A 23,515-nucleotide genomic window follows, 5' to 3' on the forward strand; every position below is an offset into this window, starting at 1 on the left:
ATTTATTAAAACAAAATAGCAAAAATTAATTAGAGGCTGTTCTAGATAATGGGCTAGCCATCTAAGTCAATTAACGCAGTAAACATCGGCTCGTACAATGGTCGCGCCAAGGTGGTCAACGCGTCTGACAAAGCCTTAAATCCATCTTGATCACGTAGTACATATTGCCAAATGGCATGCTGAGAGCAAGTATCATATACTGTGTCTGTATGATAGCCAGACCGTAACCAATCTGAAAAGTCTGCTCGTTTTGGCCAATAACTGCCGCCTTCACTATCTTCAGATTTTAGGCACTTATCAAGGTAATTCAGTGCATACTCTGGTAATAACGTAATAGGCACTTGCCCAGATAACTTGGAAAAAATCGCCCATTTTATCAGCTCAATAACAGCGTCTTCATAGACAATGGGGCTTAGTTTAAATGCGATTACTTTGTCATACTTTTTGACTTGTGAGCTAGGCTTATTAAAACGCCAAATACTCACGCCATCACTTAATGCCACTTGCTGAGCGGTGGTACGTCTGGCCACTTGCCAATATAAATGTGATAACCAAAACTTAAGTAAATGCCTAGGACTGGCAGAATTGGGCAATATATTTAACCACTGCTTGGGGGATTGCTGAGCATAAGGCACGCCCGCCTGAATAATTGATATGGGTGCTAATATTGGTACTGAGCCTTTGATCTTAATGATTTTTGGCAACAGTTTAAGCAGTGTCTCTGCACCCTCTATATCTGTCTGGTCTTTTGAATCATTATCAGTGTTATTCAGTATATTTTTTAGCTCTATCTGAACAGGATATTCGGCGGTTGGGGTCAGTAGCTGTAATACACTACTGATATCTGCCGTACTCTCGTTGAGAATACTGCTTTCGTCAAAGCCATTAGCCATTAACTGCTCTTTGAACTCTAAACATTGCTGTTGCAGTTTCTTCTGTTGATTGGGTAGCGTGGTTTGGCGAGCGACACCAGCGGGCATAATTTTTTGATACATCAGAATTGGAGTGGTAGTTTCATCCGCTGCATTACTATCATTTTTCTTATTCTCATCAGCAACCAACTGTTTAATCAAATGATCTTTGATTTGATAGGTAGTTAAACTGTCTAAGAATAGCGGCTCTTGATGTGATAGTGCTTCTTCACCTTGTACCACATGCACCTTTTGAGACCGTAAGAATGCTTTGGCAGGATGACGCACTTGGTAAGCCAATGCCCCTTCAATATCTATCTCTCCGATGTTAAATACGCTATCAGATAACACTTGGATGAGCACCTCTGTCATGTTATTGACATCGTTAGCATCAACAACCGTATCTAGCGCCAATAGTTCGACCAATGCAGACAAGGTTTGATTGTCTACTTGACCTAGCTGTCCCAAGCCTTGACCAAGAACTTGAGCGATTGACTCATACTGTACTTTTGTAGGTAAGCCGACCAGTTGCATAGGCTCACTAGATACTCGCCCTTTCAATGTGTCAAACACCGCTTGCCAAAGGGGCGCAGGCGGAAACTGCTTTTTCTGAGCCAGTTTGGTTTTACGCATCGCTGTATTTAATAAAGCATCCAGTTCATCAATCATATCAACAGGGCTTGCATCCTGAGCATTGATATTAACGTTGGCATTAGCATTGTCATCAATATCAGGAGACACTTGCTCAGAAACATCAATGCCTTCAATTTCTGTCTCAAACAGACTCTCATGAAAAGGTAGTGCAGGATGCTCAGTCACCAACCACTGTTTAATCAATTTAGGCAAATAGTGCTTGAGACTCTCGGTGGTGGGATCAATATTCTCGGGTAATGTCTCAAGCGAGTTCACCTGCCATTGCACCTCGCCTTGCAAAAACTGCAATAGCTCGCTCACTGGGTTGGCTGGCAAATGCTCATGGGTATCCGTCAAGCTTTGGCCATTGTAGAACATCCAGCATGCACTGCGCGCGCACAGTAGCGCATCTAAAAATGCGCCGTTGTCATCATCTTCACTAACTCTGTCACCACGGCGTGCATTGGTCGCTTTCATCAAATCATAGCGGTTATCACGGTCACGCCCAGGAAACTCAGAGAGATCCATATTAAGCATCACCACTAGCTCGAACGGCACGTTTCTTAGTGCACCGAATCGACCAAAAGTAATAACCCCCGTCGGCTCCGCACTGACTTGCTGACTTTCAAGCTCGTTTTCGATACTGTCTAGCATAAAGCTCAGCTTGAGTGGCAATTGCTCCACACCTGCCAGCCTCTGCTCTACTTCTCTGTTATCGATATCACCACTAGCGTACTGCCTATAGTGACGATTGGCTCGCAGACTTGATTTAAAGCCATTCATCGCATTGTAGATGGCGCGCATGGTACGCGTTTGGTCCACATCGCCAAAGTAGCGATGGATAACTTGTGTCTCAATCTGATCAAGCCAATCTTCCGCTTTCATTTTTTGTGTATGATCATCACGTCGTGCAACCAAGCCCGTGTAAATACGACAAAGTGCTTCAACAATCAACGCATCATTTAGGCTCACTTGTGGCAATGGCAAGGTCATTTCTGGTAACGCAGTGCTTGGCCATTCATCGTCATTTAGATCATATAAGCAGTCGCTCAACTCAGCCTCTGGCATGACCAGACCTAGGGTCAATCTGTCTAATGCCTGTGCAAAGCTAAAGCGATAGTCGTAATCATTGCTGTCTAAAGTTTGCTTAAGATGAAGCTCGTCAAAACCGCGAATAAACCCCGCCTCTACCAATAAATCACAGCCACGGCTCATTTGCTCATGAGTCAGTCCAAAGCTTTCAAACAAGGGCGGTAACATCAACCAGTCTAAGACTTCAGCCGCTTCAAAACGAGCGCTATGACTACCCAATAGTTTGTAAAAACCGATAATGGCTTCCCATAACTGGCGAATATCGGCATCAACAACACCAGTCACTTTAGCAGGCAAGGTCAAACCGTCTTGACCTTTACCATTGACGAAGATAGAGCCAATCAATGCATGATGCCGTTCAACATCAGGTAGCAGTACAACAATGTCGGAGATATGGCGTTTCTTTTCACCTAGTTTGATAGGTTCATTTAGCCAACGACCAATCATAATACGTAATACTTCAAGCTGACGCTGCAAACTATGACACGAATGAATGCTTAGGCTATTATCTTGGGAAGAGATTGCCCAAAAACGGTCTTTCTCAAAACGCTTATTCTCTAACGCTTCATCTTCATACCAAGCCGTTACTGGCTTAGCTTCATCAAAGCTTGACTCTAGTTGCTTACTTACCGCTTGTGAGACTGTAGCAGCCGTTGCTTGCTGAGTAGATTGCTCATCAAGCATCAGCACATCGTTTTGCAAACGCCTTAATAAACTTGGACTATTTTGAGTATTACTAGCATCATCAATATACTCAGCAGCAACCTCATGATTAGAACCAATGCTCAGTGTATCGTCGAAATTATCTTGCCATTCGACTAGCGCATCGTCGTATTGCTCATTACCTGATAAATTGGCAAGCATCGCAAACGCATCGCGCGACTGCTTGCCCAAACGCGATAGCAAGCTGTGACCATAATCACGCAAAAACACACTCTCAGGGTTGATAATCTGCTGGCGTTGTAACCATGATTTATCAACGATATCTGCCCAAAACAGCTTTGATGGATTGTAATGCAATAGCGTGATATTCATGTATTGCGACAGACTCTGTAGAAAGTCTAACTCGGTCTGTGGCAGTTGCTGAATGGTAAATATACGCAGTACTTTGGGCAACTGATCACGCTCATTCGCTTTGTTGCCTTTTAAAGCTGACCAGAACGCACGCTCCAGTGCCACACGGTGTAGATGAACATCAGCAAATAAATGCGACCATAAAAAACGTTGGGAAATTTCTAACTCAACATAATGGTCGACCAACCACTCAGGCGTGCCGCGCGCATACTTATCAAAGCGCAGGGATAAGGCGTCTTTATCCGCTATCAACTCACTTACGTTCAACGGCTTGTTTTGCGACCATAATGCCAACCAATCCTCACGGTGAGTCAAATAGCGGTTAAACACCCTAGCCAAATCGCTTGCCAGCTGCCAAATGCGAGCATCTTGTTGCGCCTTATCCTGTTGTAAGCTGTCTTGTTGAGCGCTTGCCTGTGGGTCATCAATCAAAGACGCTAACAATGGATGAACTGGATGCTTTTCATCTGCAACGATTGTCTCTTGATAATAAGTCAAATACCCAAACAATCGCCACTGCATTACTGTCGGTGATAACACCGCCACTTCGGGTACATTTAGAGTTGTCGCTTCAGGGTTTTGCGCCAGTAAGTATGCATTATGGCGGGTTAATACATCTTGCATCAGTGTCCATTGATACTGACCCCAAAATTTAGTACGCACCAAGGTACTAATACCAGCACGGCTAGCAATAGTTTTGTCCAACCAATCACCCAATACCATTGACGGTACAATGACAATGAAGGGTTCAAAAACCGGCTGATCCTTGGACTGGTATTGTACAAGCAATTGATCAACGAGGTTTTCGGTACGGTGCGACTGAATAATAGTGAACATAGACAATAATCTGATTGCAATAAAGGTGAGATATTAGGATTAATAAAAAAGGCTTCACTTGTAGATGAGATGTCTGTATCCAATGTCAAAAACACCATAAAATATCTAGACAAAACAAAAATCGATACTCATCAATCCATGTTTGATGGTCGTTACTATGATGCATTTCTGCTAGCATGAGGGCCATAAACAAAAACAATCATAGTAGCAAACTCTACATATCCATTGATAACGTTGACTTGCCAAATTTGCTATCAGTGTGCCATTGATGGTTATCGTTTACTAGTGTAGATGCCGATATTATAATAAGCTTGCGACATTTAGTGTCGTTTTATACTATCATTCATATTTACAATGAAATAACCTCATTGTGGTTTTTAAATTGGCCTTTACAACCTGTATCTAAATAACACTTTCTATTGACGGGATTACTTAATATTATGCCATTGCGTCCCATTGATGCCATTTTTGTCCATCCAAAACAACGCTTATACGTCGTGTATTATCGCGGTGAGTTGTGGCAACTGCCGCGTATGAAAATTGATGATAGATCATGGCAAAACAGACGACCCTATACGAATGATAGTAGCTCACTTTATTTGAGCATCCATCAAGCTATCAGCGACCCTATCCTTGCGCAGAAATTGAGAACGCTAGATCTACCTGTAGCAGTACGTGGTAGCACGTTGCCGCGTTTTGAAGCATGGTGGGAGGCACATGGGTTTAGATGGTTAAAAGACAGATTGTTAACTGGTGAATCGCCGTTAGCAGCGCATCAAACTACTACGCCTGCCAAGGTATTAAACAACCAACCTGATTCTCTAATAAATCGCCAAACCAATGGTCATACTGATGAAAGTGGTGAAGTTAATGAAGAACAAGTATCTCCCCCTTCTGCAAATACGGATATTTTTGCAGACATGTTGGCTGAATTAACCGATGAAGTACTAGAACAAAAGCTTTAAAAGCTAGATACTACCCTGTATATAAACGTTGTTATGAATCAACTAATAATAAAAGAGCAGTAATATATGAAAGACTACAAACTACTGCTGGCTGGGCTAATCATGCTACTGCTCACAATCTTTATCGCGGTCTTTATTTGGTTGTGGACCAGTAATCGCAAAAACACAGACCCATTGCCAATCATGGCAAGTGAAAGTGAAGCAGACCCTAGTACGAAAGGTGATGAATCAAGAGAGATTGCTGCCAGTGTTTTATACATTCGAGCAGAGGAGAAGTTACAGATACCTTTGGACGATATCATTGTGAGCTTTGAATCTCGTTATCCGCACGTGCAAGTGCTAGCGAGCTATGTCCCCTCTCACGACCTTCTTACAGTACCAAGTAATGGTTCTACCAAAGACAAACTCTCTGACTTCGTTTTTGATACAGATATGATTATTACTAATGACGATAGCCTATCTACAGAACGGGTATCACTCCTACAGTCAGAATTGCAACAGGCACAAGATAGAAATGGTCAAAGTCAGCAAAGTATCGAGGGTTCTGGTACAAATGATGCAGCTGATAAAAATAGTGATAATAGTACGCATAATAAAGATAAAAAGATACACACTCTAAATCCCTTTAACTATGCGCTAAAAGATGAACAAGCGCTTGAAGGTGTCATCCTGACAGACGATACAACTGCTATTAACTTCCGTAATTTTTTACTATCGAGCACAGGTCAAGATATACTAAAAAAATATGATTATGAGAACATTAGTGGTTATAAGAACAGTGTAAATGACTTATTTAAACCAAACTCACAGGCGAAAAATGCATCAGGTGATCATGCTGTAGATGTCACTGACGCGCTTAGCAATGGTGAGTAAGGATAAATTGTCTTTATTTATCTTTTGTTGATTGCTTTTATGACTGCTTTTTTCTACAATGTCACTCCATAATGCGCCTATAGCTCAACAGGATAGAGCAGTTGCCTCCTAAGCGATCGATCCGAGTTCGAGTCTTGGTGGGCGCACCATCAAATATAATTTTAAGCACCGATTAACCCTTGTAAGCCTTACGCTACAAGGGTTTTTTATTGCGTGTCTATAATACACCCTGACCTTCCATACCTTAATGATAGAGGCATCGACTAACACCTCTTAGAATACCTTTAAAATATCTGAAATTATCAAGGCGTTGACTAACTCACCACCAAAACAAGCGACCATACAGACCCTATAGTTTTATATTAATGCATAGATAAAAAAATCACCCTAACTTTTCAAGTTAAGGTGATTTTTTATGGTGTTTGCAATATCGATAATAGCTAACTATCTAATCTCTAACTTAGAAAGAAGTACGGCGATAGTTACGATATTCAGGTAACCAAAAGTTCGCTTTTAATCGGCGTTGTAAATTCTCCGATGTGATAGGTAGTGCTAGCTTATCTTGAGCCGCTTGTAATGCCACTGCATACGCTATCTTTTCACTGATCTCTCTAATAACCTTGATCGGCGGTAAGATGGCACCAGGTGCTTTTTCGTATTCCATTGATATATCTGCAAGGGCTTGGCTTGCTGCCGTTAGCATATTATCGCTGATACCTGTCGCACGTGCTGCTAAAACACCTAGACCAATACCAGGGAAAATATAGCTGTTATTACACTGAGAAACCTCAAAAGACTGACCGTTATAAGTGGTATGAGGAAATGGACTACCCGTCGCAACAATGGCCTTACCTTTACTCCAATTCATGACTTCTTGCGGTGTTGCCTCCACACGAGACGTTGGATTTGAAAGTGGTAGTACAATTGGGTGCTCAGTATTAGCACATAGCGATTCGATCACTTCTTGGGTGAACAGACCTTTTTGTCCGCTAACACCAAATAATACGGTAATTTTTGCTTGTTTAACTACTTGCGCTAAGCCGAGTTTCTTACTTTTGTCCCAGCTTGCAATAGCTGATTCTTTTTGTACTAACGGTTCTTGGAATTTTTGCAGTTCTGTCATGCCATCTGTTAGCAGGCCATAACGGTCAACCATGAACACTTGACTACGAGCTTGCTCTTCAGTCAATCCTTCACGCTGCATTTGGCGAATAATATGCTCAGCAATACCGCAACCTGCAGATCCTGCGCCTAAAAATGCGATATTCTGTTGGCTAAGTTTTTGACCTTTGTTTAGACACGCTGCAATCAGAGTACCAACCGATACTGCAGCAGTCCCTTGAATATCATCATTAAAGCAGCATAGCTGATCACGATATTTATTCAATAATGGTGTCGCGTTTTCCTGAGCAAAATCTTCAAATTGCAATAACACTTCTGGCCAACGGCGCTTAACGGCTTGAATAAATAAATCCACAAATTCATTATATTCATCGCCAGAGATGCGCGGATTTCTCCAGCCCATATACATAGGATCATCAAGCAACTGTTGGTTATTGGTGCCGACATCCAGCAAAATAGGTAGACAGTAAGCTGGGCTAATACCACCACAAGCCGTATATAAAGACAACTTACCGATTGGAATACCCATACCACCAATACCCTGATCCCCTAGGCCCAAGATACGTTCACCGTCAGTAACAACGATCACTTTGACATTTTGTTTGGTGGCATTTTGTAGCATATCGTCGATTTTGTGACGCTCAGGATATGAGATAAACAAACCACGTTTACGACGATAAATTTGCGAGAATTTTTCACACGCCTGACCAACGGTTGGGGTATAAATGAGCGGCATGACTTCTTCGATATGCTGCTCAATTAGATGATGAAATAAGGTTTCATTGGTATCTTGGATGTTACGCAAGTAAATATGCTTATCCATCGCATCAGTGAATGAGCTTAGTTGATGATAAGCACGTAATGATTGCTCCTCAATCGTTTCAATATTATGAGGTAATAGCCCCGTTAAATTAAAACTACTACGTTCTTCTGATGAAAAAGCACTACCTTTATTCAATAAAGGTGTCTCTAAAAGAGCGGGTCCAGCAACAGGAATATATAAAGGACGCTTGTTTGACATAATGTAATCTTCTTATTAAAGGCATATGAGTGAAAGCCATACTAAGTGAAAGCTATGCTAGTGCTGCATTATACATAGCATCGACTGGTATTTAACAATAGATAACAAAATCATTTTGAATAAATATGCTTCTGAACTCGAGGCCACTGATACATTTACCGAGAAATAATAAAAAAGCACTACCCATTGGCAGTGCTTCTGAGGGTGTATCGAACAATTTATAATGGACAAACACTGAACTATTTAGCTACTTAGCTACTTAGCTACTGATAAATAATCAGCCCATGGCCAGTTTTAAATATCAGTTATAGAGTTCAGTTATAAACAACACGAGCAATTGCGTTTGGTTTTCGACATTTTACCAATACCCGGATTAAAGGTATTGGTTGGGTCTAGGCTTTTATAGAAATTTTGCAAATCAGGTTCTGCTTCGTATAGATGCCCTACATTATGCTCAGCAGGATATTTGGCTCCGCGTGCGCTCAGTAGCTCTAGCATCATTTTTTTAACAAGATGTGCATCACTACCCTTCTTCAAAATATAGTCTTGATGAAATACATAACAAAAAAAGTGTCCATAATAGAGTTTCTTTTCCAAATGCTGTTCAATTTCTTTAGGTAACGTTTCGAGCCATTCTAACTCGTTACGTGGTATAGCAATATCCAATGCCAATATATCGCCGACTTCTTTTTCATGTATGACTTCATATCTTAGTGCGGCACCTGCAGCGGCAAAGCGATGTAAAAAGGCGCTTTCTGATTCTTCTTGACTACATTCAAAATAGTTACCCGTATTTGAAGCGTCGAAAAAAACTTTCAGAAAATCCTGTGCTTCTGCTATGCCAGCATCACTCATTTTTAAGATAAGATGATGCTCATATTGGTCGCGGTACTCTAGCATTCGCTTCGGTAAATGCTTTGGGAACATATTGGCAACGAACTGCATAACTTTGTCAGTGAAATGCTTTGGCATCCATGACCATTTATGGAATTTTGCATCCATAGCACCTTTGATAGAAAACAATCTAGGTAAGGCATTGGTACCGAGATGCTTAATACTCAGGAACGTGTCCTTACCATACTTAGCAGATACATCAAATATATCACGATGCATATACTCACCCACTTCAGGGGTATTATCGAAGCTCGATAACATTTGCCTTCTGAGCTGTGCAAGCTCACTCACACTATTAGTGCCTATATAAAAGGTTTTCTCTTTTACAGCCGTTGGATAAGTGTCAAGACGTACTGCAAATACCGCCAGCTTGCCAGCACAGCCGCTTGCTTCATACAGTCTTCGCTTATCCGCATTAAAGCGGCTTGGTGTGCTTGCATCAACATCTTTTACTCTAGCGATGTACTCTTTGTCAGATGCGAGCTTGCCAGTGTCAGGTAGTTCTCTTTTATCGAAATTACCTGTTTGTAAGTTAGTGAGTATTTCTTCTGGAGTATCTCCTAACTCTACGTCTAGGTGATTAACTAATACTAGCTGACCGTGCTTGTCTATTTGGGCAAACAAAGCAAGCTCGGTATAAGCAGGACCTCTTTTCACCAGAGCCCCACCTGAATTGTTAGAAACACCGCCAATAATTGACGCACCCAACGTCGATGAACCGATGACCGAGTGAGGCGCTCTATTTACGGCTTTAAGCTGACTTTGCAATTGGTGCAACGTGGCGCCAGGTAAGCTAATCACTTGCTCGTTATCATTCACCAAATACAACTGATTCATTGCAAGGGTGTTAATCACAACCACTGGTCTATCGTAGTCATTACCGCTCGGGGTTGAGCCTTCAGTCAGCCCTGTTTTTGCTGCTTGCATGATAATAATGCAGTCGCCTTCCACACATATTTCTAGACTACGCCAAATCTCCAGCAGCTTTTGTGGAAACAAAACGGCCAATGCAGCTCCGCCGCCAGAACGCCACCCCATTCTATAGTGCTCGTTTTTCTCTGGATCTGCTTGTACATTGCTAGCACCTAATACGTTCGTCAGCTTGTCTAACACTTGATCAGGGCTAATGATGTCTTGAGAAGGCATATTTGATGAGAAAAGGTTTGATGAATGCATATCAATCTCTTTATCTTGGAGGTTACATGTGCTTTATGGTGCTAAAGGACCTTGAAAACCGAAAATGTAAATGGTAGCCATAACGATTATTCCGCAGAACAATACATAGTATAAAGTAGGTAAAATCGTGCGCCTGAGGGTAGCGCCTTCCATACCAAGCAAACCTACAGTTGCTGAGGCAGCCACCACATTATGTATCGCAATCATATTACCAGCTGCTGCACCAACGGCTTGTGCTGCTATGATTATAGAAGGTGAAATACGCAAGCTAATTGCAGCTTCATACTGAAATTGGCTAAACATCATATTAGAGACAGTATTAGAACCTGCGATGAAGGCCCCAAGTGCTCCAATCGTTGCACTGATTAAGGGGAAAACATTACCAAAAGCACCTGCAAATAATTCTGCACTCGCAACTGGCATACTTGCCACATCTGATAGATTGACGCCTGAATTGATAAAAATCCTGACCATTGGGATCGTAAATATAAGAACAAAACCAGCACTCAATACCGTCTTGCTTGACTCTTTGAACGCACTATTTAGTGCACTACCTGGCTTTTTGGTTTGGAAAAAAGCGGCAACCAAAGCACTGATTAACAATAACCCACCAGGTAAGTATAAAGGACTAAAATCAGCGCTAATATCCGTCTCGCCCAATACTGATGTAAAGTCTAACGTCACACTAGTAAGAAAAGCTTTGAAGCCCGCAAACACTCTTGAAAAAACCAATAACAGCGCAACCAGCAAGTAAGGGAACCATGCCATGAAAATAGACATTTTCTTACCATCTACATTCGGCGTCAAATCTTCCTTACTAACTACTAATTTACCAAGCCATTCACTTGGCCAGTTTTTTTGCGGCTCAAAATCCCATGTAGTTTTTGGCACTAAAAATCCACGTTTTGCCGCATTAACAACGATGGCGACACTAACCAAACCACCGACCAGTGACGGAAACTCTGGTCCTAAAAAGATACCAGTCAAAGTATAAGGAAGCGTAAATGCCAAACCTGCAAAAATAGCAAATGGCCAAATCGCAAAACCTTCCTTCCAGCTTTTGTTTTTACCAAAAAATCGAGTCAGCATCATTACCATAAAGAGTGGCATAAACGTACCAATGACCCCGTGCATAATGGCGACTTGGCTGGTAATTAGTTGTAAAAAATCGCCCCACTCTAGTCCTTGTTGTGCCAATTGGGTGCTAATGGCTACTGTATCTAATCCCTTGTTTACTCCAATAACGATAGGCGTACCGACTGCACCAAATGACACAGGCGTACTTTGTATCATCATTCCCATTAACACGGCACCTAGCGCTGGAAATCCTATCGCGACGAGTAAAGGCGCGGCAATAGCGGCCGCTGTACCAAAGCCAGCCGCTCCCTCAAGAAAGCAGCCAAAGCACCAAGCAATAATAATGGCTTGCACCCGCCTATCTGGCGATACATTGGTAAACCCAGCACGGATAACGGCAATGGCACCCGTATGCTTTAACGTATTCAATAAAAAAATAGCACCAAATACGATCCACAATACTGAGACGGTAATGACCATTCCCTGAATAATAGATGAAGACACGCGATTAAGCGTCATATCCCATACAAAGAGGGCAAGCGCGGCAGTAACCGCCAGAACGATTGGCATGGTTCTTTTGGCTGACCATTGCAAGCCTATCAAAAAAATACCACAGAGAACGATTGGCAGTAATGCCAACAGTCCATATATTGTTTGATTCAAAATCATAGTCCTTTTTTTATCGTGTAATCTTCCTTGAACCACTTCATTTAAGCATTTGTTTTTATAACTTCACGCTGTCGGTCAGACGAAGCCGAAGACAATCTCTGTCAGTGACATGATTAATAGAATGGTTAAATAAACAAATGCTCAAAATTCCCTAAAATATTCTACGCCTTGTCAATACATTGATATATTGCATCAAAGGACAATGTTATTTTCTTTTTTTGCTATAATCTAAAACGTATTACACCAATTGGGGAACAAGTATGGGCAAAGCTGACGATATGATTTTATTCGTCCAAGTGGTTGATGAAGGGTCATTTTCTCGGGTCGCTGAAAAGCTGTCATTAACGAATTCAGTGGTAAGTAAACGCATTGCAAGATTAGAAGAAAGCTTAAATGCACAGCTACTGTATAGGACAACCAGAAAGTTAAGCTTAACCGATGCAGGAAGGACGCTTTATGACAAAGCTAAAATCGCTAAATTTGCCTTTCAGGAAGCTGAAAATGCCGTTACAGGCTATGGTGAGGACATGAAAGGCAACATACGTATAACCATGCCAGCGGTCTCTGCAAATCTAATATTGAGCGAATCCATTGCCGAATTCTGTAAACAACACCCAGAAATATCAGTAGATTTACAGATTACCAATCGATTGGTTGATTTGATAGAAGAAGGATTTGATCTGGCGATAAGGACAGCAGAGCTTGAAGACTCATCACTCATTGCAAGACGTCTTATAGATAGCCAGTGGGTCATATGTGCGACACCAGACTATTTAGAGCGACACGGTATACCTCAAACCCCTGAACAATTACGGAGTCATGAGTGTTTGGTCTATAAGTTTGATCATACGGCGAATGGTATATGGCCGCTATATATAGATGGCACGGAGCAACTGCTTCCTGTACAGGGTCGGTTTCATAGCAATCATCTTAATGCGATTAAACAAGCGACCCTTAGCGATTTAGGTATCGCCTTTTTACCACAAGCACTTGTTTATGAAGAAATGCGGCAAAATACGCTCACTCAGATTTTGCAGCGCTTTACACGAAAAAAAATGGGTATGTATGCGGTTTATCCCAAGGCGCGGCAACCGGACCAAAAGTTGAAACTGCTTGTATCGCATTTGCGAGAATCATTACATCAAAAACAGGCTTACTACTGCTAATAACCTTTAGACAGATCAATAGGCTTGTCCACTCTAGCTGCTTCTCCGCTAATGCAATCCTGACGCGCATAGCACAGTGGGAAAATGGCGCATGATACCAGTGTAAACCTTAAAATTCAGTAACGGATTCATACGTAAGAATGATAATAGGGATAATAGCCTTCCTTACATATCGAATGCGTTAAATGCGATTTTCATCGTACATCACTGCTTACGTCCTCCTTTACAACCTCGTCGACAATATTTTGACATCAACAGTCATTAAAAATGCCATTATGATATTAAATTAGCCTTCAGTCATTATAAAATCATTAGGTATGAAGCTAGCAATACAGTCAGCAAGTTATTGAATTATTTGATAATATAATAAGTCAAGTAGTATAAACTTATCTGATACTTGCATCGCGATATTTTTAGGTTCTCTTAAATGTTTTTATAAAAATGCAGGTTGAATAATAAGGTAAAACCATCTAATAATAGATCTATAGGTTCTAGACATTTATCTAGCAACTTATATCCACTACTATTAGGAAATAAATACAATGACGTATAAAAATGTAACTGTCGCGGGAAGCGGCATCCTAGGCTATCAAATTGCTTTTCAGGCCGCATTTCATGGTTTTAATGTCAGTGTCTATGACATCAATGATGAGGTTTTAGAAAAAGCAAAGTCAAAATTTCAATTGATGTGCAAGGCTTTTCGAAAGGATTTGAGGGCAACTCAAGAGCAGTTGGATAAGGCTTTTGACAATCTCAGCTACACTTCAGACTTAGCAGAAGCGGTCAAAGATGCTGACCTAATGATTGAAGCCATTCCCGAGATTCCTGAAATTAAAATCGAATTTTATGAAAAACTTGCCAAACTAGCGCCAGAGAAAACCATCTTTGCGACCAATACCTCTACCTTACTTCCTAGTCAGTTTGCAGAATCAACGGGACGACCTGCGCAGTTTTTAGCGCTACACTTTGCCAATAAAATTTGGATGCATAATGTCGCCGAAATCATGGGGCATCCTGGGACAGATCCTAACGTATTTGATGAGGTTGTTGCTTTTGCTACTGCCATCGGTATGGTGGCAATGCCGCTGGATAAGGAGCAACCCGGCTATATTATGAACAGTTTGTTGGCGCCTTTTATAGATGCAGCTTTGCAATTGGTTGCAAAAGAGGTCGCCGATCCACATACGATAGATAAAACGTGGATGATAGTAACTGGCGCACCGTCAGGTCCCTTTGCCATATTGGATACTATCGGTATCAATACTGCCTACAACATCACGAAGCTATCTGCTGAAAAAACTCAAAACCCTGTAAGGTTTAAGGCTGCTCAATATTTAAAAGAGCAATTAATCGATCAAAACAAACTAGGATTCGCGACTGGTGAAGGATTTTATACGTATCCAAACCCAGCCTTTATGCGCCCTGAGTTTTTAAAATAATAAATAGCTTTCAAACTGGCTCCAAAACACAAAAGGCCATTCAAGCTGTATATTGCATCGCTTGAATGGCCTTGTCAGTCGCGCATTTTATCTAACTAAATATCTTGATATTAGGGTTTACTTTCGGCGATGACTATCCAAACCTATCTACGTTATGTTTGTTCACTAAAAAGAAAAGTCATATCGCGTCAATGCAACGATCTCAATTGGCACTGCATACTTCCAAGGCATACCGCCCGTACAATAGAACTGGCCATCTTCAAAAGCCACAATGTGAGATGTGAAGTCATTACATACCTGATCTTCTATAGCGTTCTCATCACTCTCGTCACTCACAGCACACCATATACTTTGATAACCTTCCTCAAGCATTGAACGAGTTAATTCGCTTCCAACAGTTACTGTATCCATGTTGTTACTCCTATTCAATGACAATGATTAGTAAGCTAAACAAGTGGCTTCATAACAACAATTACTTGAGCATCTTCGAACCTGTTATATCTATCGTTGAAAAATATTGGTGACTAGACAGATGAGCTTATAAATAGATAGTACAGATGTATTGTCAACTAGAACAAGAAGTTGTAGATAGGTGGTAGATTTTCATGCATAGGCTGTAAAACTAATCTGCATGCAGAGTATAACAGTCATTATATTGATAGTGAGTTATAGCCCCACATCATCATGAGTAAGTGCCACTCTCTTTACTGAGACAGCATATTCCCATAGCTCACCTTTATCACAAACGAACTGATCGTTATTAAAGGCTACAATAGGGACCAATAATTCATAGTAACCATTATCTATGGTTGCGATAGCATAATCATCGCTAACGTTGCTGACAGCACACCATACATAGTTGCTGACATTTCCCAAGATGGCTTTGGTTAATTCACTGCCTTGTAATTCAGCAATCATCTTCAGGCTCCAATATCTATCAAGTTAAACTATTACTTTATAGATAAATTCGGTTTTTGCAATATATCTGTATAACCCATAAGTTCTCGAAATACGCTTACCTCACTTCAAGCAGATTTTTTATAGTTAGAATTTATGCTCAAACTATTCAAAGATATTTTTAATCTTATGCTCGATATACTGTCTTTTCGGTACGATAAACAGGCTTTCATTGGTGCTATAAAAGACTGCTTAATCGATGCTCGTTAACGCTTTACTAACATCTAAGAAATTGACAGCAGGGGTCAGCTTATACTACCATTGATAATTACTTTCATTCATCTTACTGATGTACCAATAGTATTCATTCAGGAGCAATCCCATGCAGTGGACTAAACCAGCTTTTCAAGACATCCGTATTGGTTTCGAAATCACGATGTATTTCGAAGCCCGTTAAAATTTACGAGCACTAAACCCATTAAAAGCCCTAGATGACTAGGGCTTTTATTTTTTTGGAAATATTGATTTATGTATATTCACGTTTTAGGCTCAGCTGCTGGTGGTGGTTTTCCGCAGTGGAATTGCAATTGCGCTAACTGCCATGGTGTGCGTCAAGGCACGATTCAGGCAAAGACCCGTACCCAATCCTCAATCGCCATATCAGAAAATGGTATAGATTGGATCTTATTCAATGCGTCCCCTGATATTCGCCAACAGTTATTTGAATTTAAGGCAGCTCAGCCCGCACGTAACTTAAGAGACACAGGTATCACAGATGTGGTGTTGATGGACAGTCAACTTGACCATACGACCGGCCTGTTGACCCTACGTGAAGGCTGTCCAATGCCTGTTTGGTGTACGGACATGGTGCATCAAGACCTCAGCACAGGTTTTCCACTGTTTAATATGTTAAAGCACTGGAATGGGGGTCTACAATATAATCAAATCGATCCAAAACAGAGCTTTCAAATTGACGGCTACAGCAATTTAGAGCTGACGCCTTTGGTGATTAGAAGCTCTGCACCGCCCTACTCTCCGCATCGTAATGACCCACATGATGGCGACAATATTGCCCTGATTGTAAAAGACTTAAAAACACAAAAACAACTCTTTTATGCGCCAGGTCTCGGTAAAATTGATGATCAAGTGATGCAGATTATGAAAAGCTCTGATTGCGTGATGATTGACGGTACGCTATGGACGGACAATGAAATGCAAGAGTGCGGCGTCGGTACGAAGACCGGCCAAGACATGGGACATTTGCATATCAGTGGTGAAGATGGCTCATTGCATTATCTAGACCAGTTAGATAACGCTCGTAAGGTGCTAATCCATATCAATAATACCAACCCGATATTGAATGAACAGTCTGAACAGGCTGCGACATTAAAACAACATAGTGTTGAAGTAGCATTTGATGGTATGCAGATTGAGCTTTAAGACAAACGGTAAGGCAAGATAGCAATCGTAAGGTGAGAACAATGCAAGAAGAAAACACAGCGCTAAGCCCAGAAGCGTTTGAACAAGCGATTATGGCTAAGGGTCAGTATTATCATATTTATCATCCCTTTCATATCATGATGCATGAAGGCAAAGCGACCCAGCAGCAAATCCAAGCGTGGGTCGCCAACCGATTTTATTATCAGATCAACATCCCATTGAAAGACGCAGCCATTATGGCAAACTGTCCTGATCAGCGCGTACGTCAAGAATGGATCCAGCGTATGATTGATCAAGATGGCGTATATCCTGACGGCGGTGGTCGTGAAGCATGGTTGGGTCTGGCAGAGGCAGTTGGTTTGACCCGTGAGCAAGTGATTTCTGAAGATCTAGTGCTACCGGGTGTGCGTTTTGCCGTGGATGCCTATGTGAACTTTGCGCGGCGCACCTCATGGCGAGAAGCCGCCAGTAGCTCACTGACCGAGCTGTTTGCCCCGCAGATTCACCAGTCACGTTTAGAGTCTTGGCCCAAGCACTACCCTTGGATAAAGGAGCAAGGCTATACCTATTTCCGCTCACGCTTGAGTCAAGCGCGCCGCGATGTTGAGCATGGTCTGACCATCACACTCGACTCATTCAAAACCGCCGAGCAACAAGAGCGTATGCTTGAGATCCTACAGTTTAAGCTCGATATCTTATGGACGATCTTGGATGCATTGAGCTTGGCCTATGTGCATAATCAAGCCCCTTATCAAAGCGTTACCACTGACAATGTTTGGCATAAAGGATTATTCAAATGAGTATACCTGCTAGCTTACCTGAGCTGGATCAATCCATCGTACCGGTATGGCGTCACGGTTATCGTTTTCAGTTTGAGCCTGCGCAAAACGCCTATGTCCTACTTTACCCTGAAGGCATGATTAAGCTCAATGACAGTGCCAGCATCATTGGGCAACATATTGATGGTCAAGCGTCCATTGCTGATATTATCCAAAAGGTACAAGCTATGTTTGGCGATATTCCCGAAATCGAACAAGACATCATTGAATATATGCTGGTCGCCCAGCGTGAACATTGGATTGATTTAGTATGACTGCGCCAGTCGGGCTACCGCTATGGCTGCTTGCTGAGCTGACCTATCGCTGCCCCTTACAATGCCCTTATTGCTCAAACCCTATCGATTACGCTCAGTATAAAGAGGAGCTAACGACAGAGGAATGGTTTGATGTGTTTGATCAGGCGCGGCAAATGGGCGCGGTGCAGCTTGGTTTTTCTGGCGGCGAGCCACTGGTTCGTCAAGACTTAGAAGAATTGGTCGCTTATGCGCACAATCAAGGTTTTTATACTAACTTGATCACGTCGGGTATGGGATTGACCGAAGCTCGGATTGCGCATTTAAAAGAAGCAGGTCTTCAGCACATTCAAATCAGCTTTCAAGCCAGTGATCCAACGGTCAACAATGCCTTAGCAGGTTCAAAGCATGCCTTTGAGCAAAAATATGAGATGTCACGTCTGGTCAAACAGTACGATTACCCGATGGTACTTAACTTTGTCATTCATCGGCAAAACATCGATCAGATTGACCAGATTATTGACCTCTGCTTAGAGCTGGAAGCCGACACGGTCGAGCTGGCTATTTGTCAGTTTTATGGTTGGGCGTTTGAGAACATAGAGGGTTTGCTACCAACCAAAGCGCAAGTGGTCCGAGCTGAACGCATTACCAATGAATACCGTAAGCAGATTGAAGAACGTGGTATCAAGTGCAAACTTATTTTTGTGGTGCCTGATTATTATGAAGAACGTCCAAAGCCCTGTATGGATGGCTGGGGCAAGATTTTCTTAACAGTGGCCCCAGACGGTACAGCTCTACCTTGCCATGCTGCCAGACAAATGCCAATACAGTTTCCTAATGTACGACATACACCACTGTCAGATATTTGGTATGACTCTGCGAGCTTCAATCAGTTTCGCGGTGATGACTGGATGCCCGATATCTGCCAAAACTGCCCAGACAAAGAACGCGATTATGGCGGCTGTCGTTGCCAAGCCTTTATGCTGACGGGCGATGCCAAAAACGCCGATCCTGTGTGTGGCAAATCGCCTTATCATTATCTAATCGAGGAGGCACGTATCAATAGTGAAACGCCTGTACCTTTTGAAGATTTACTGTTTAGAAATCCAAAAAATTCTAAATCACTGAGTAACAAACAGCTGAATGAAGAGCAATTGATTCCTACTCGTACGGTAACGGATTAACTATGAACGCTCAGCCTGTGATATTTGATGGACATAATGATCTGTTGACTCGCCTTTGGCTAAGTTCAGCTGCCGATCCGGTACATGACTTTATTTATGGCACGTTACCGGGACATTTGGATTTACAACGCTGCAAAGAAGCGAATTGGATGGGCGGATTATTTTCTATATTTTTACCGCCCTACGCTTATGTGAAAAACAACCAACCTGACAAATTAGCCAACCCATCACATTCAGATTTTACTCCGCAAGAAATCGTCGATATCTGTTGTGAACAATTGAAACTAGCCCAGCAACTACAGGCAAGATCTGATGGTCAAATCCAGATTTGCACCTCGTTAGAACAAATTCAGGCCTGTCAGCAGAATAAGCAACTGGGCATCGTTTTGCATTTGGAAGGTGCTGAGTTTTTAGCCATACAGCCTGACCTGCTGGATGTGTTTTATGAGGCAGGACTCAGAAGCATTGGCCCACTATGGAATAGAAAGAGCCTCTTCGGTGATGGCTTGAATGCTTCCTTTCCGCACCCTCCAGATACAGGATCTGGGCTCACGACTCAAGGTAAAGACCTCATTCTTAAATGCAGTGAAAAGCAGATGCTGATCGATGTGTCGCATATGAATGAGCGTGCTTTTTGGGATACGCTAGAGATTGCCTGCCAGCCTATTGTTGCGACACATTCAAACGCACATACTCTCTGTCAGCAAGCACGGAACTTAACTGATCAGCAGCTGGCTGCTATTAAACAAAGCGATGGTTTGGTTGGAGTGAATTTCGATGTGGCGTTTCTTCGTGCAGATGGGCAACGTAATACGCAAACTTCGCTTGATGTGATTGTCGACCATCTTGATTATCTGATCGACCATCTAGGCGAAGATCACGTTGGGTTTGGCTCTGATTTCGATGGTTGCCTACTACCTGATGAGTTATCTGATATCAGTCAAATCTCTATGTTGATTGAGCGAATGCAGCAACGGCACTTCTCTGATCAACTGATTGAAAAGATAACGTCAAAAAACTGGTTTACGGTGCTTGATAAGGTATGGCAATAATTATAATAGCCATCCAGCAATTACTGTCTAGGGACTGTTGTTTTGCTCGTCTGATTAAATAGGGTAACCATTAATTTTTGTTTTACCTTAACACCTGCTCTACCCGTTCAATCAAGTATTCTTTGACCGTATTAAACAGTGGATCGATTAATCGCCGTTCTGGACAAATCAAATATAGTGGATAGTTGGCCACTTGCCAGCCGTCCAACTCTACCTCAACCAGTCTCCCTGCCTTCAAATCGCCGGCTATATCTAACTGAGACTTTAATGCGATGCCTTTACCCGCCACTGCCCAGCGGCGCACAACGTCACCGTCTTTACTTCTGCGATTGCCATCCACGGCCACACGTTTAGTCTTTCCCGCTTTCTCAAAAGTCCACTCGCTCAAATACTTTTCATCATGCCCCAAACGTAAGCAATTATGCTGCGATAAATCTTCCGGCATTTTTGGCATACCAATATCCTTATCAATTTTGCCCAAATACTCCTTTGACGCACACAATATAGGGCGATTATTCAATACAATAGGTAGTGCGACCAGTGATGAATCTTTGGGCGCGCCGTAACGTAGTGCCAAATCAATCTGCTGACCGTACAAGTCCACATAGCTGTCTGACATATGTAGCTGCACCGTCACTTTTGGGTGAATGTCTATAAAATCGTCCAACCAAGGCAAAATTAAGTTTCGTCCCAAATCTGATGATGCCGACAGCCGAATGGTACCCGTCAGCTCAGCATCATTGTCATGCAGTCCTGCATAAGCGTTGTCTAAAATAGCCACCGCATCTCGGCAATGCTTTAAATATTGCTCACCCTTGCTAGTTAGACGCAGCCTACGAGTAGAGCGAACAAATAATACCGTCTCAATTTCCGCTTCTAATCGCTTGACCGCTGCACTCACAACGGCAGGCGACAGATCTAAGTGCCGAGCACAGGCAGATAGGCTACCTAAGCGAGCGGTCTCAATAAAAATACGTAAATCCTGCAAATTTTTCATCGTCATGCCTTCGTTCAATTAGCGTCTAACTTAGCAACCACCATCGCTTGCTGCTGCTAGCCTCATCATTATATAAAAATTATTGAAACTGTTTCTCTAAACCTGCTGATTATCAAAATCATTAATTATAGTAGCATGCACCTATAAGATTTACTCACACATTTGGAGATACACGATGGATACTATAATACGGCCTACAAGCACACAGGTTACTCAACACCATAGCCACCATGATAGAGATAATAAACAAAGCGCACTACAGCAAGCACGCAACTTACCACTACCTTCAAAATCAGATATGCTGAGACGTGCAGCATCGGTAGAGCATTTCTGGCATCAAAACAGCCAGTTACTAGAGCAAGCGTGGGCAGAATGGGAAACCACTGAGCATGACTTGCCTGTACTTGATGACTCATTATTTGATCCAACTCTACGTGATGTAGTGACGCAAGCATGGCGCACTCCTTCTACGGAGACGGCTGTTAAAAACTTATGGCAAGAGATACTACCTGACGTATACCAAGGGCAACTCTTTGACCCAGCACAACTATCAACGCTGCGCCGTTATCTGCAAGCAATCGCAGACGCTAACATTCCTATACGTCCTCCTTACGGTATCGCATTGAACAGTAATGGGGCTATGCTAGATGCGCGCTCGTCAGGCTATTTGGCCACCCCTAATTTTCAGGCGTTTTATCATAGAGTCATGAATCAATATATGCGCCCTATCGCTCGGTTGTTATTTGCCAATGTTTATGGCTATGACACTCAGACCGTTGGGTTCTCAATTCAATACCAGCCGACAGGCGACACATCGCTACAACTTCATACTGATGCTTCAGCAGTGACTATGAATATTAACCTAAATCTGCCAGGCGAAGACTTTACTGGATCAGAAGTTGACTTTGTCGATCGCCATTTAGGGCAAACCAAACGTGCCATTTTTAAACCTGGCATGGCGATTATTCATAGAGGCTCGGTGCCTCATGCCGCACATCCAATCACCAGTGGCAAACGTACCAATATGGTGCTTTGGCTATATGGCGATAATATGCAAGTACCACGAGGAGTTGGGCTTAATAGTCATATTGATGCCAATCAACGTTGGACTGCTACGCACAGTCAGCCTGATAATTTCGCGCCGTTTTAACAGCGGTACGCTATCGTTAGGTCAGACACAGCATAAAAGGTTAAGACAAGCATGAACATTTAAATGAATGATTACCTCTACGAAAATGCACACTTGAATGAGTAAGCGCTATTAATTGATATGTTATAATGTTTCGTTTTAATTATATAAAGGCTATTGTATGCCGACACCGTTTCAACGGTTACAAGCGATCGACGCACTTCGAGGGCTTGTGATGCTCATCATGATGGTGGATCATGTTCGAGAGACCTTTTACTTACACCATCAAGTTCCTGATCCAATGCTGATACCAGGAACGGATGAACCACTATTTTTCAGCCGAATGGTTGCCCATTTATGTGCGCCTGTCTTTGTGTTACTGACGGGACTGTCTACTTATTTGTACCAACACAAGCACAATAGTATCCAAATGACCCGCGAATTTTTAATCAAACGCGGGCTTTTTTTGGTGTTTTTGGAGCTGATTGTCATCAACTTTGCTTGGACAGCACAATTTCCACCTGATGTCGTTTATCTCCAAGTGATATGGGCGATTGGCTTCAGTATGATTGCGCTCTCAGCGGTTATTGGTCTGCCTAAGAAGTGGCTGTGGCTACTGAGCTTGGTGGTTATATTTGGTCACAATTTATTAGATACCATCTCCTTTGCCGACATTCCTATTATGCATCAACTGTGGCTGTGAGCTATGCTGAAAAAACTATAGAACCAAACTTGGTAAACTAAGTGTATTAACAGGAGTTTATCATGACTAAGAAAGTCAGAACCTACAGTGCA

The 23,515-nt window shown here is 42.2% G+C and carries 18 protein-coding genes, 1 tRNA gene and 1 pseudogene; 13 read left to right on the forward strand and 7 right to left on the reverse strand.

Annotated elements, in window-relative coordinates:
• Positions 1-53 precede the first annotated feature (53 nt).
• On the reverse strand, positions 54-4,547 hold the full coding sequence (locus tag ACI2IW_RS10360; RefSeq protein WP_404693598.1) for an exodeoxyribonuclease V subunit gamma: 4,494 nt from the start codon (positions 4,545-4,547) through the stop codon (positions 54-56).
• A 440-nt stretch (positions 4,548-4,987) separates the two neighbouring features.
• On the opposite strand from ACI2IW_RS10360, the gene ACI2IW_RS10365 reads away from it, so the two are divergent.
• From ACI2IW_RS10365 to ACI2IW_RS10375, 3 genes are all read left to right on the forward strand, one after another.
• Positions 4,988-5,512 carry a hypothetical protein gene (locus ACI2IW_RS10365; protein WP_404693599.1) on the forward strand — a complete coding sequence of 175 codons (525 nt, stop codon included), beginning with the start codon at positions 4,988-4,990 and terminating at the stop codon, positions 5,510-5,512.
• 66 nt (positions 5,513-5,578) lie between these two features.
• Entirely contained in the window at positions 5,579-6,385 is an 807-nt protein-coding gene (locus tag ACI2IW_RS10370; protein ID WP_404693600.1) for a hypothetical protein, read from the forward strand.
• Positions 6,386-6,458: 73 nt separating this feature from the next.
• Positions 6,459-6,534, forward strand: a tRNA-Arg gene (locus tag ACI2IW_RS10375).
• A gap of 311 nt (positions 6,535-6,845) precedes the next feature.
• On the opposite strand, the gene ACI2IW_RS10380 is transcribed toward ACI2IW_RS10375, so the two are convergent.
• From ACI2IW_RS10380 to ACI2IW_RS10390, 3 genes are all read right to left on the reverse strand, one after another.
• Complete coding sequence (locus ACI2IW_RS10380; RefSeq protein ID WP_101205849.1) at positions 6,846-8,528, reverse strand: NAD-dependent malic enzyme; 1,683 nt, start codon at positions 8,526-8,528, stop codon at positions 6,846-6,848.
• A gap of 318 nt (positions 8,529-8,846) precedes the next feature.
• Complete coding sequence (gene dld, locus ACI2IW_RS10385) at positions 8,847-10,598, reverse strand: D-lactate dehydrogenase (protein ID WP_101205848.1); 1,752 nt, start codon at positions 10,596-10,598, stop codon at positions 8,847-8,849.
• A gap of 33 nt (positions 10,599-10,631) precedes the next feature.
• Entirely contained in the window at positions 10,632-12,338 is a 1,707-nt protein-coding gene (locus ACI2IW_RS10390; protein WP_101205919.1) for an L-lactate permease, read from the reverse strand.
• A 266-nt stretch (positions 12,339-12,604) separates the two neighbouring features.
• Here ACI2IW_RS10390 and ACI2IW_RS10395 point away from each other — a divergent pair, with 266 nt between their 5' ends.
• Together ACI2IW_RS10395 and ACI2IW_RS10400 are read left to right on the forward strand one after the other, a co-directional pair.
• Positions 12,605-13,510, forward strand: coding sequence for a LysR family transcriptional regulator (locus ACI2IW_RS10395; RefSeq protein WP_101205847.1), 906 nt, complete (start codon positions 12,605-12,607; stop codon positions 13,508-13,510).
• Between the two features lie 542 nt (positions 13,511-14,052).
• Positions 14,053-14,949 carry a 3-hydroxyacyl-CoA dehydrogenase gene (locus ACI2IW_RS10400; protein WP_101205846.1) on the forward strand — a complete coding sequence of 299 codons (897 nt, stop codon included), beginning with the start codon at positions 14,053-14,055 and terminating at the stop codon, positions 14,947-14,949.
• Between the two features lie 165 nt (positions 14,950-15,114).
• Here ACI2IW_RS10400 and ACI2IW_RS10405 read toward each other — a convergent pair whose 3' ends face one another.
• Both ACI2IW_RS10405 and ACI2IW_RS10410 read right to left on the reverse strand, forming a co-directional pair.
• Complete coding sequence (locus tag ACI2IW_RS10405; protein WP_201606636.1) at positions 15,115-15,360, reverse strand: hypothetical protein; 246 nt, start codon at positions 15,358-15,360, stop codon at positions 15,115-15,117.
• A gap of 255 nt (positions 15,361-15,615) precedes the next feature.
• On the reverse strand, positions 15,616-15,867 hold the full coding sequence (locus ACI2IW_RS10410) for a hypothetical protein (RefSeq protein ID WP_101205844.1): 252 nt from the start codon (positions 15,865-15,867) through the stop codon (positions 15,616-15,618).
• 361 nt (positions 15,868-16,228) lie between these two features.
• Here ACI2IW_RS10410 and pqqA point away from each other — a divergent pair, with 361 nt between their 5' ends.
• From pqqA to ACI2IW_RS10440, 6 genes are all read left to right on the forward strand, one after another.
• Complete coding sequence (pqqA, locus tag ACI2IW_RS10415; RefSeq protein ID WP_075107140.1) at positions 16,229-16,303, forward strand: pyrroloquinoline quinone precursor peptide PqqA; 75 nt, start codon at positions 16,229-16,231, stop codon at positions 16,301-16,303.
• A gap of 71 nt (positions 16,304-16,374) precedes the next feature.
• Positions 16,375-17,286, forward strand: coding sequence for a pyrroloquinoline quinone biosynthesis protein PqqB (gene pqqB / locus ACI2IW_RS10420; protein ID WP_101205843.1), 912 nt, complete (start codon positions 16,375-16,377; stop codon positions 17,284-17,286).
• A 41-nt stretch (positions 17,287-17,327) separates the two neighbouring features.
• The gene (gene pqqC / locus ACI2IW_RS10425) at positions 17,328-18,086 is read left to right on the forward strand and encodes a pyrroloquinoline-quinone synthase PqqC (protein WP_101205842.1); all 759 of its coding nucleotides are present in this window, start codon (positions 17,328-17,330) and stop codon (positions 18,084-18,086) included.
• Entirely contained in the window at positions 18,083-18,379 is a 297-nt protein-coding gene (pqqD, locus tag ACI2IW_RS10430) for a pyrroloquinoline quinone biosynthesis peptide chaperone PqqD (RefSeq protein ID WP_057760106.1), read from the forward strand. Before pqqC ends, pqqD begins: the two co-directional genes overlap by 4 nt.
• Entirely contained in the window at positions 18,376-19,542 is a 1,167-nt protein-coding gene (gene pqqE, locus ACI2IW_RS10435) for a pyrroloquinoline quinone biosynthesis protein PqqE (protein WP_101205841.1), read from the forward strand. Before pqqD ends, pqqE begins: the two co-directional genes overlap by 4 nt.
• A 2-nt stretch (positions 19,543-19,544) precedes the next feature.
• A complete protein-coding gene (locus ACI2IW_RS10440) occupies positions 19,545-20,594 on the forward strand; it encodes a dipeptidase (protein WP_404693601.1) in 1,050 nt (349 codons plus the stop codon).
• Between the two features lie 82 nt (positions 20,595-20,676).
• On the opposite strand, the gene ACI2IW_RS10445 is transcribed toward ACI2IW_RS10440, so the two are convergent.
• Entirely contained in the window at positions 20,677-21,591 is a 915-nt protein-coding gene (locus ACI2IW_RS10445) for a LysR family transcriptional regulator (protein WP_201572290.1), read from the reverse strand.
• Positions 21,592-21,766: 175 nt separating this feature from the next.
• Here ACI2IW_RS10445 and ACI2IW_RS10450 point away from each other — a divergent pair, with 175 nt between their 5' ends.
• Positions 21,767-22,741, forward strand: a complete 975-nt coding sequence (locus ACI2IW_RS10450) for a hypothetical protein (RefSeq protein WP_404693602.1) — start codon at positions 21,767-21,769, stop codon at positions 22,739-22,741.
• A gap of 160 nt (positions 22,742-22,901) precedes the next feature.
• Positions 22,902-23,420, forward strand: a pseudogene (locus ACI2IW_RS10455) (DUF1624 domain-containing protein); the annotation flags it as partial.
• Positions 23,421-23,515 lie beyond the last annotated feature (95 nt).

The sequence above is a fragment of the Psychrobacter sp. NPDC078501 genome (assembly GCF_044900935.1).
GTDB lineage: Bacteria > Pseudomonadota > Gammaproteobacteria > Pseudomonadales > Moraxellaceae > Psychrobacter.

Bases quoted from the DNA above. Each gene is read 5' to 3' on its own strand.
- ACI2IW_RS10405 (WP_201606636.1), bottom strand. From the start codon at position 15,360: ATGGATACAGTAACTGTTGGAAGCGAATTAACTCGTTCAATGCTTGAG.
- ACI2IW_RS10445 (WP_201572290.1), bottom strand. From the start codon at position 21,591: ATGAAAAATTTGCAGGATTTACGTATTTTTATTGAGACCGCTCGCTTA.
- ACI2IW_RS10440 (WP_404693601.1), top strand. From the start codon at position 19,545: ATGAACGCTCAGCCTGTGATATTTGATGGACATAATGATCTGTTGACT.
- ACI2IW_RS10370 (WP_404693600.1), top strand. From the start codon at position 5,579: ATGAAAGACTACAAACTACTGCTGGCTGGGCTAATCATGCTACTGCTC.
- ACI2IW_RS10395 (WP_101205847.1), top strand. From the start codon at position 12,605: ATGGGCAAAGCTGACGATATGATTTTATTCGTCCAAGTGGTTGATGAA.
- dld (WP_101205848.1), bottom strand. From the start codon at position 10,598: ATGCATTCATCAAACCTTTTCTCATCAAATATGCCTTCTCAAGACATC.
- pqqD (WP_057760106.1), top strand. From the start codon at position 18,083: ATGAGTATACCTGCTAGCTTACCTGAGCTGGATCAATCCATCGTACCG.
- pqqB (WP_101205843.1), top strand. From the start codon at position 16,375: ATGTATATTCACGTTTTAGGCTCAGCTGCTGGTGGTGGTTTTCCGCAG.
- ACI2IW_RS10365 (WP_404693599.1), top strand. From the start codon at position 4,988: ATGCCATTGCGTCCCATTGATGCCATTTTTGTCCATCCAAAACAACGC.
- ACI2IW_RS10400 (WP_101205846.1), top strand. From the start codon at position 14,053: ATGACGTATAAAAATGTAACTGTCGCGGGAAGCGGCATCCTAGGCTAT.
- ACI2IW_RS10450 (WP_404693602.1), top strand. From the start codon at position 21,767: ATGGATACTATAATACGGCCTACAAGCACACAGGTTACTCAACACCAT.
- pqqC (WP_101205842.1), top strand. From the start codon at position 17,328: ATGCAAGAAGAAAACACAGCGCTAAGCCCAGAAGCGTTTGAACAAGCG.
- ACI2IW_RS10360 (WP_404693598.1), bottom strand. From the start codon at position 4,547: ATGTTCACTATTATTCAGTCGCACCGTACCGAAAACCTCGTTGATCAA.
- ACI2IW_RS10380 (WP_101205849.1), bottom strand. From the start codon at position 8,528: ATGTCAAACAAGCGTCCTTTATATATTCCTGTTGCTGGACCCGCTCTT.
- pqqE (WP_101205841.1), top strand. From the start codon at position 18,376: ATGACTGCGCCAGTCGGGCTACCGCTATGGCTGCTTGCTGAGCTGACC.
- ACI2IW_RS10410 (WP_101205844.1), bottom strand. From the start codon at position 15,867: ATGATTGCTGAATTACAAGGCAGTGAATTAACCAAAGCCATCTTGGGA.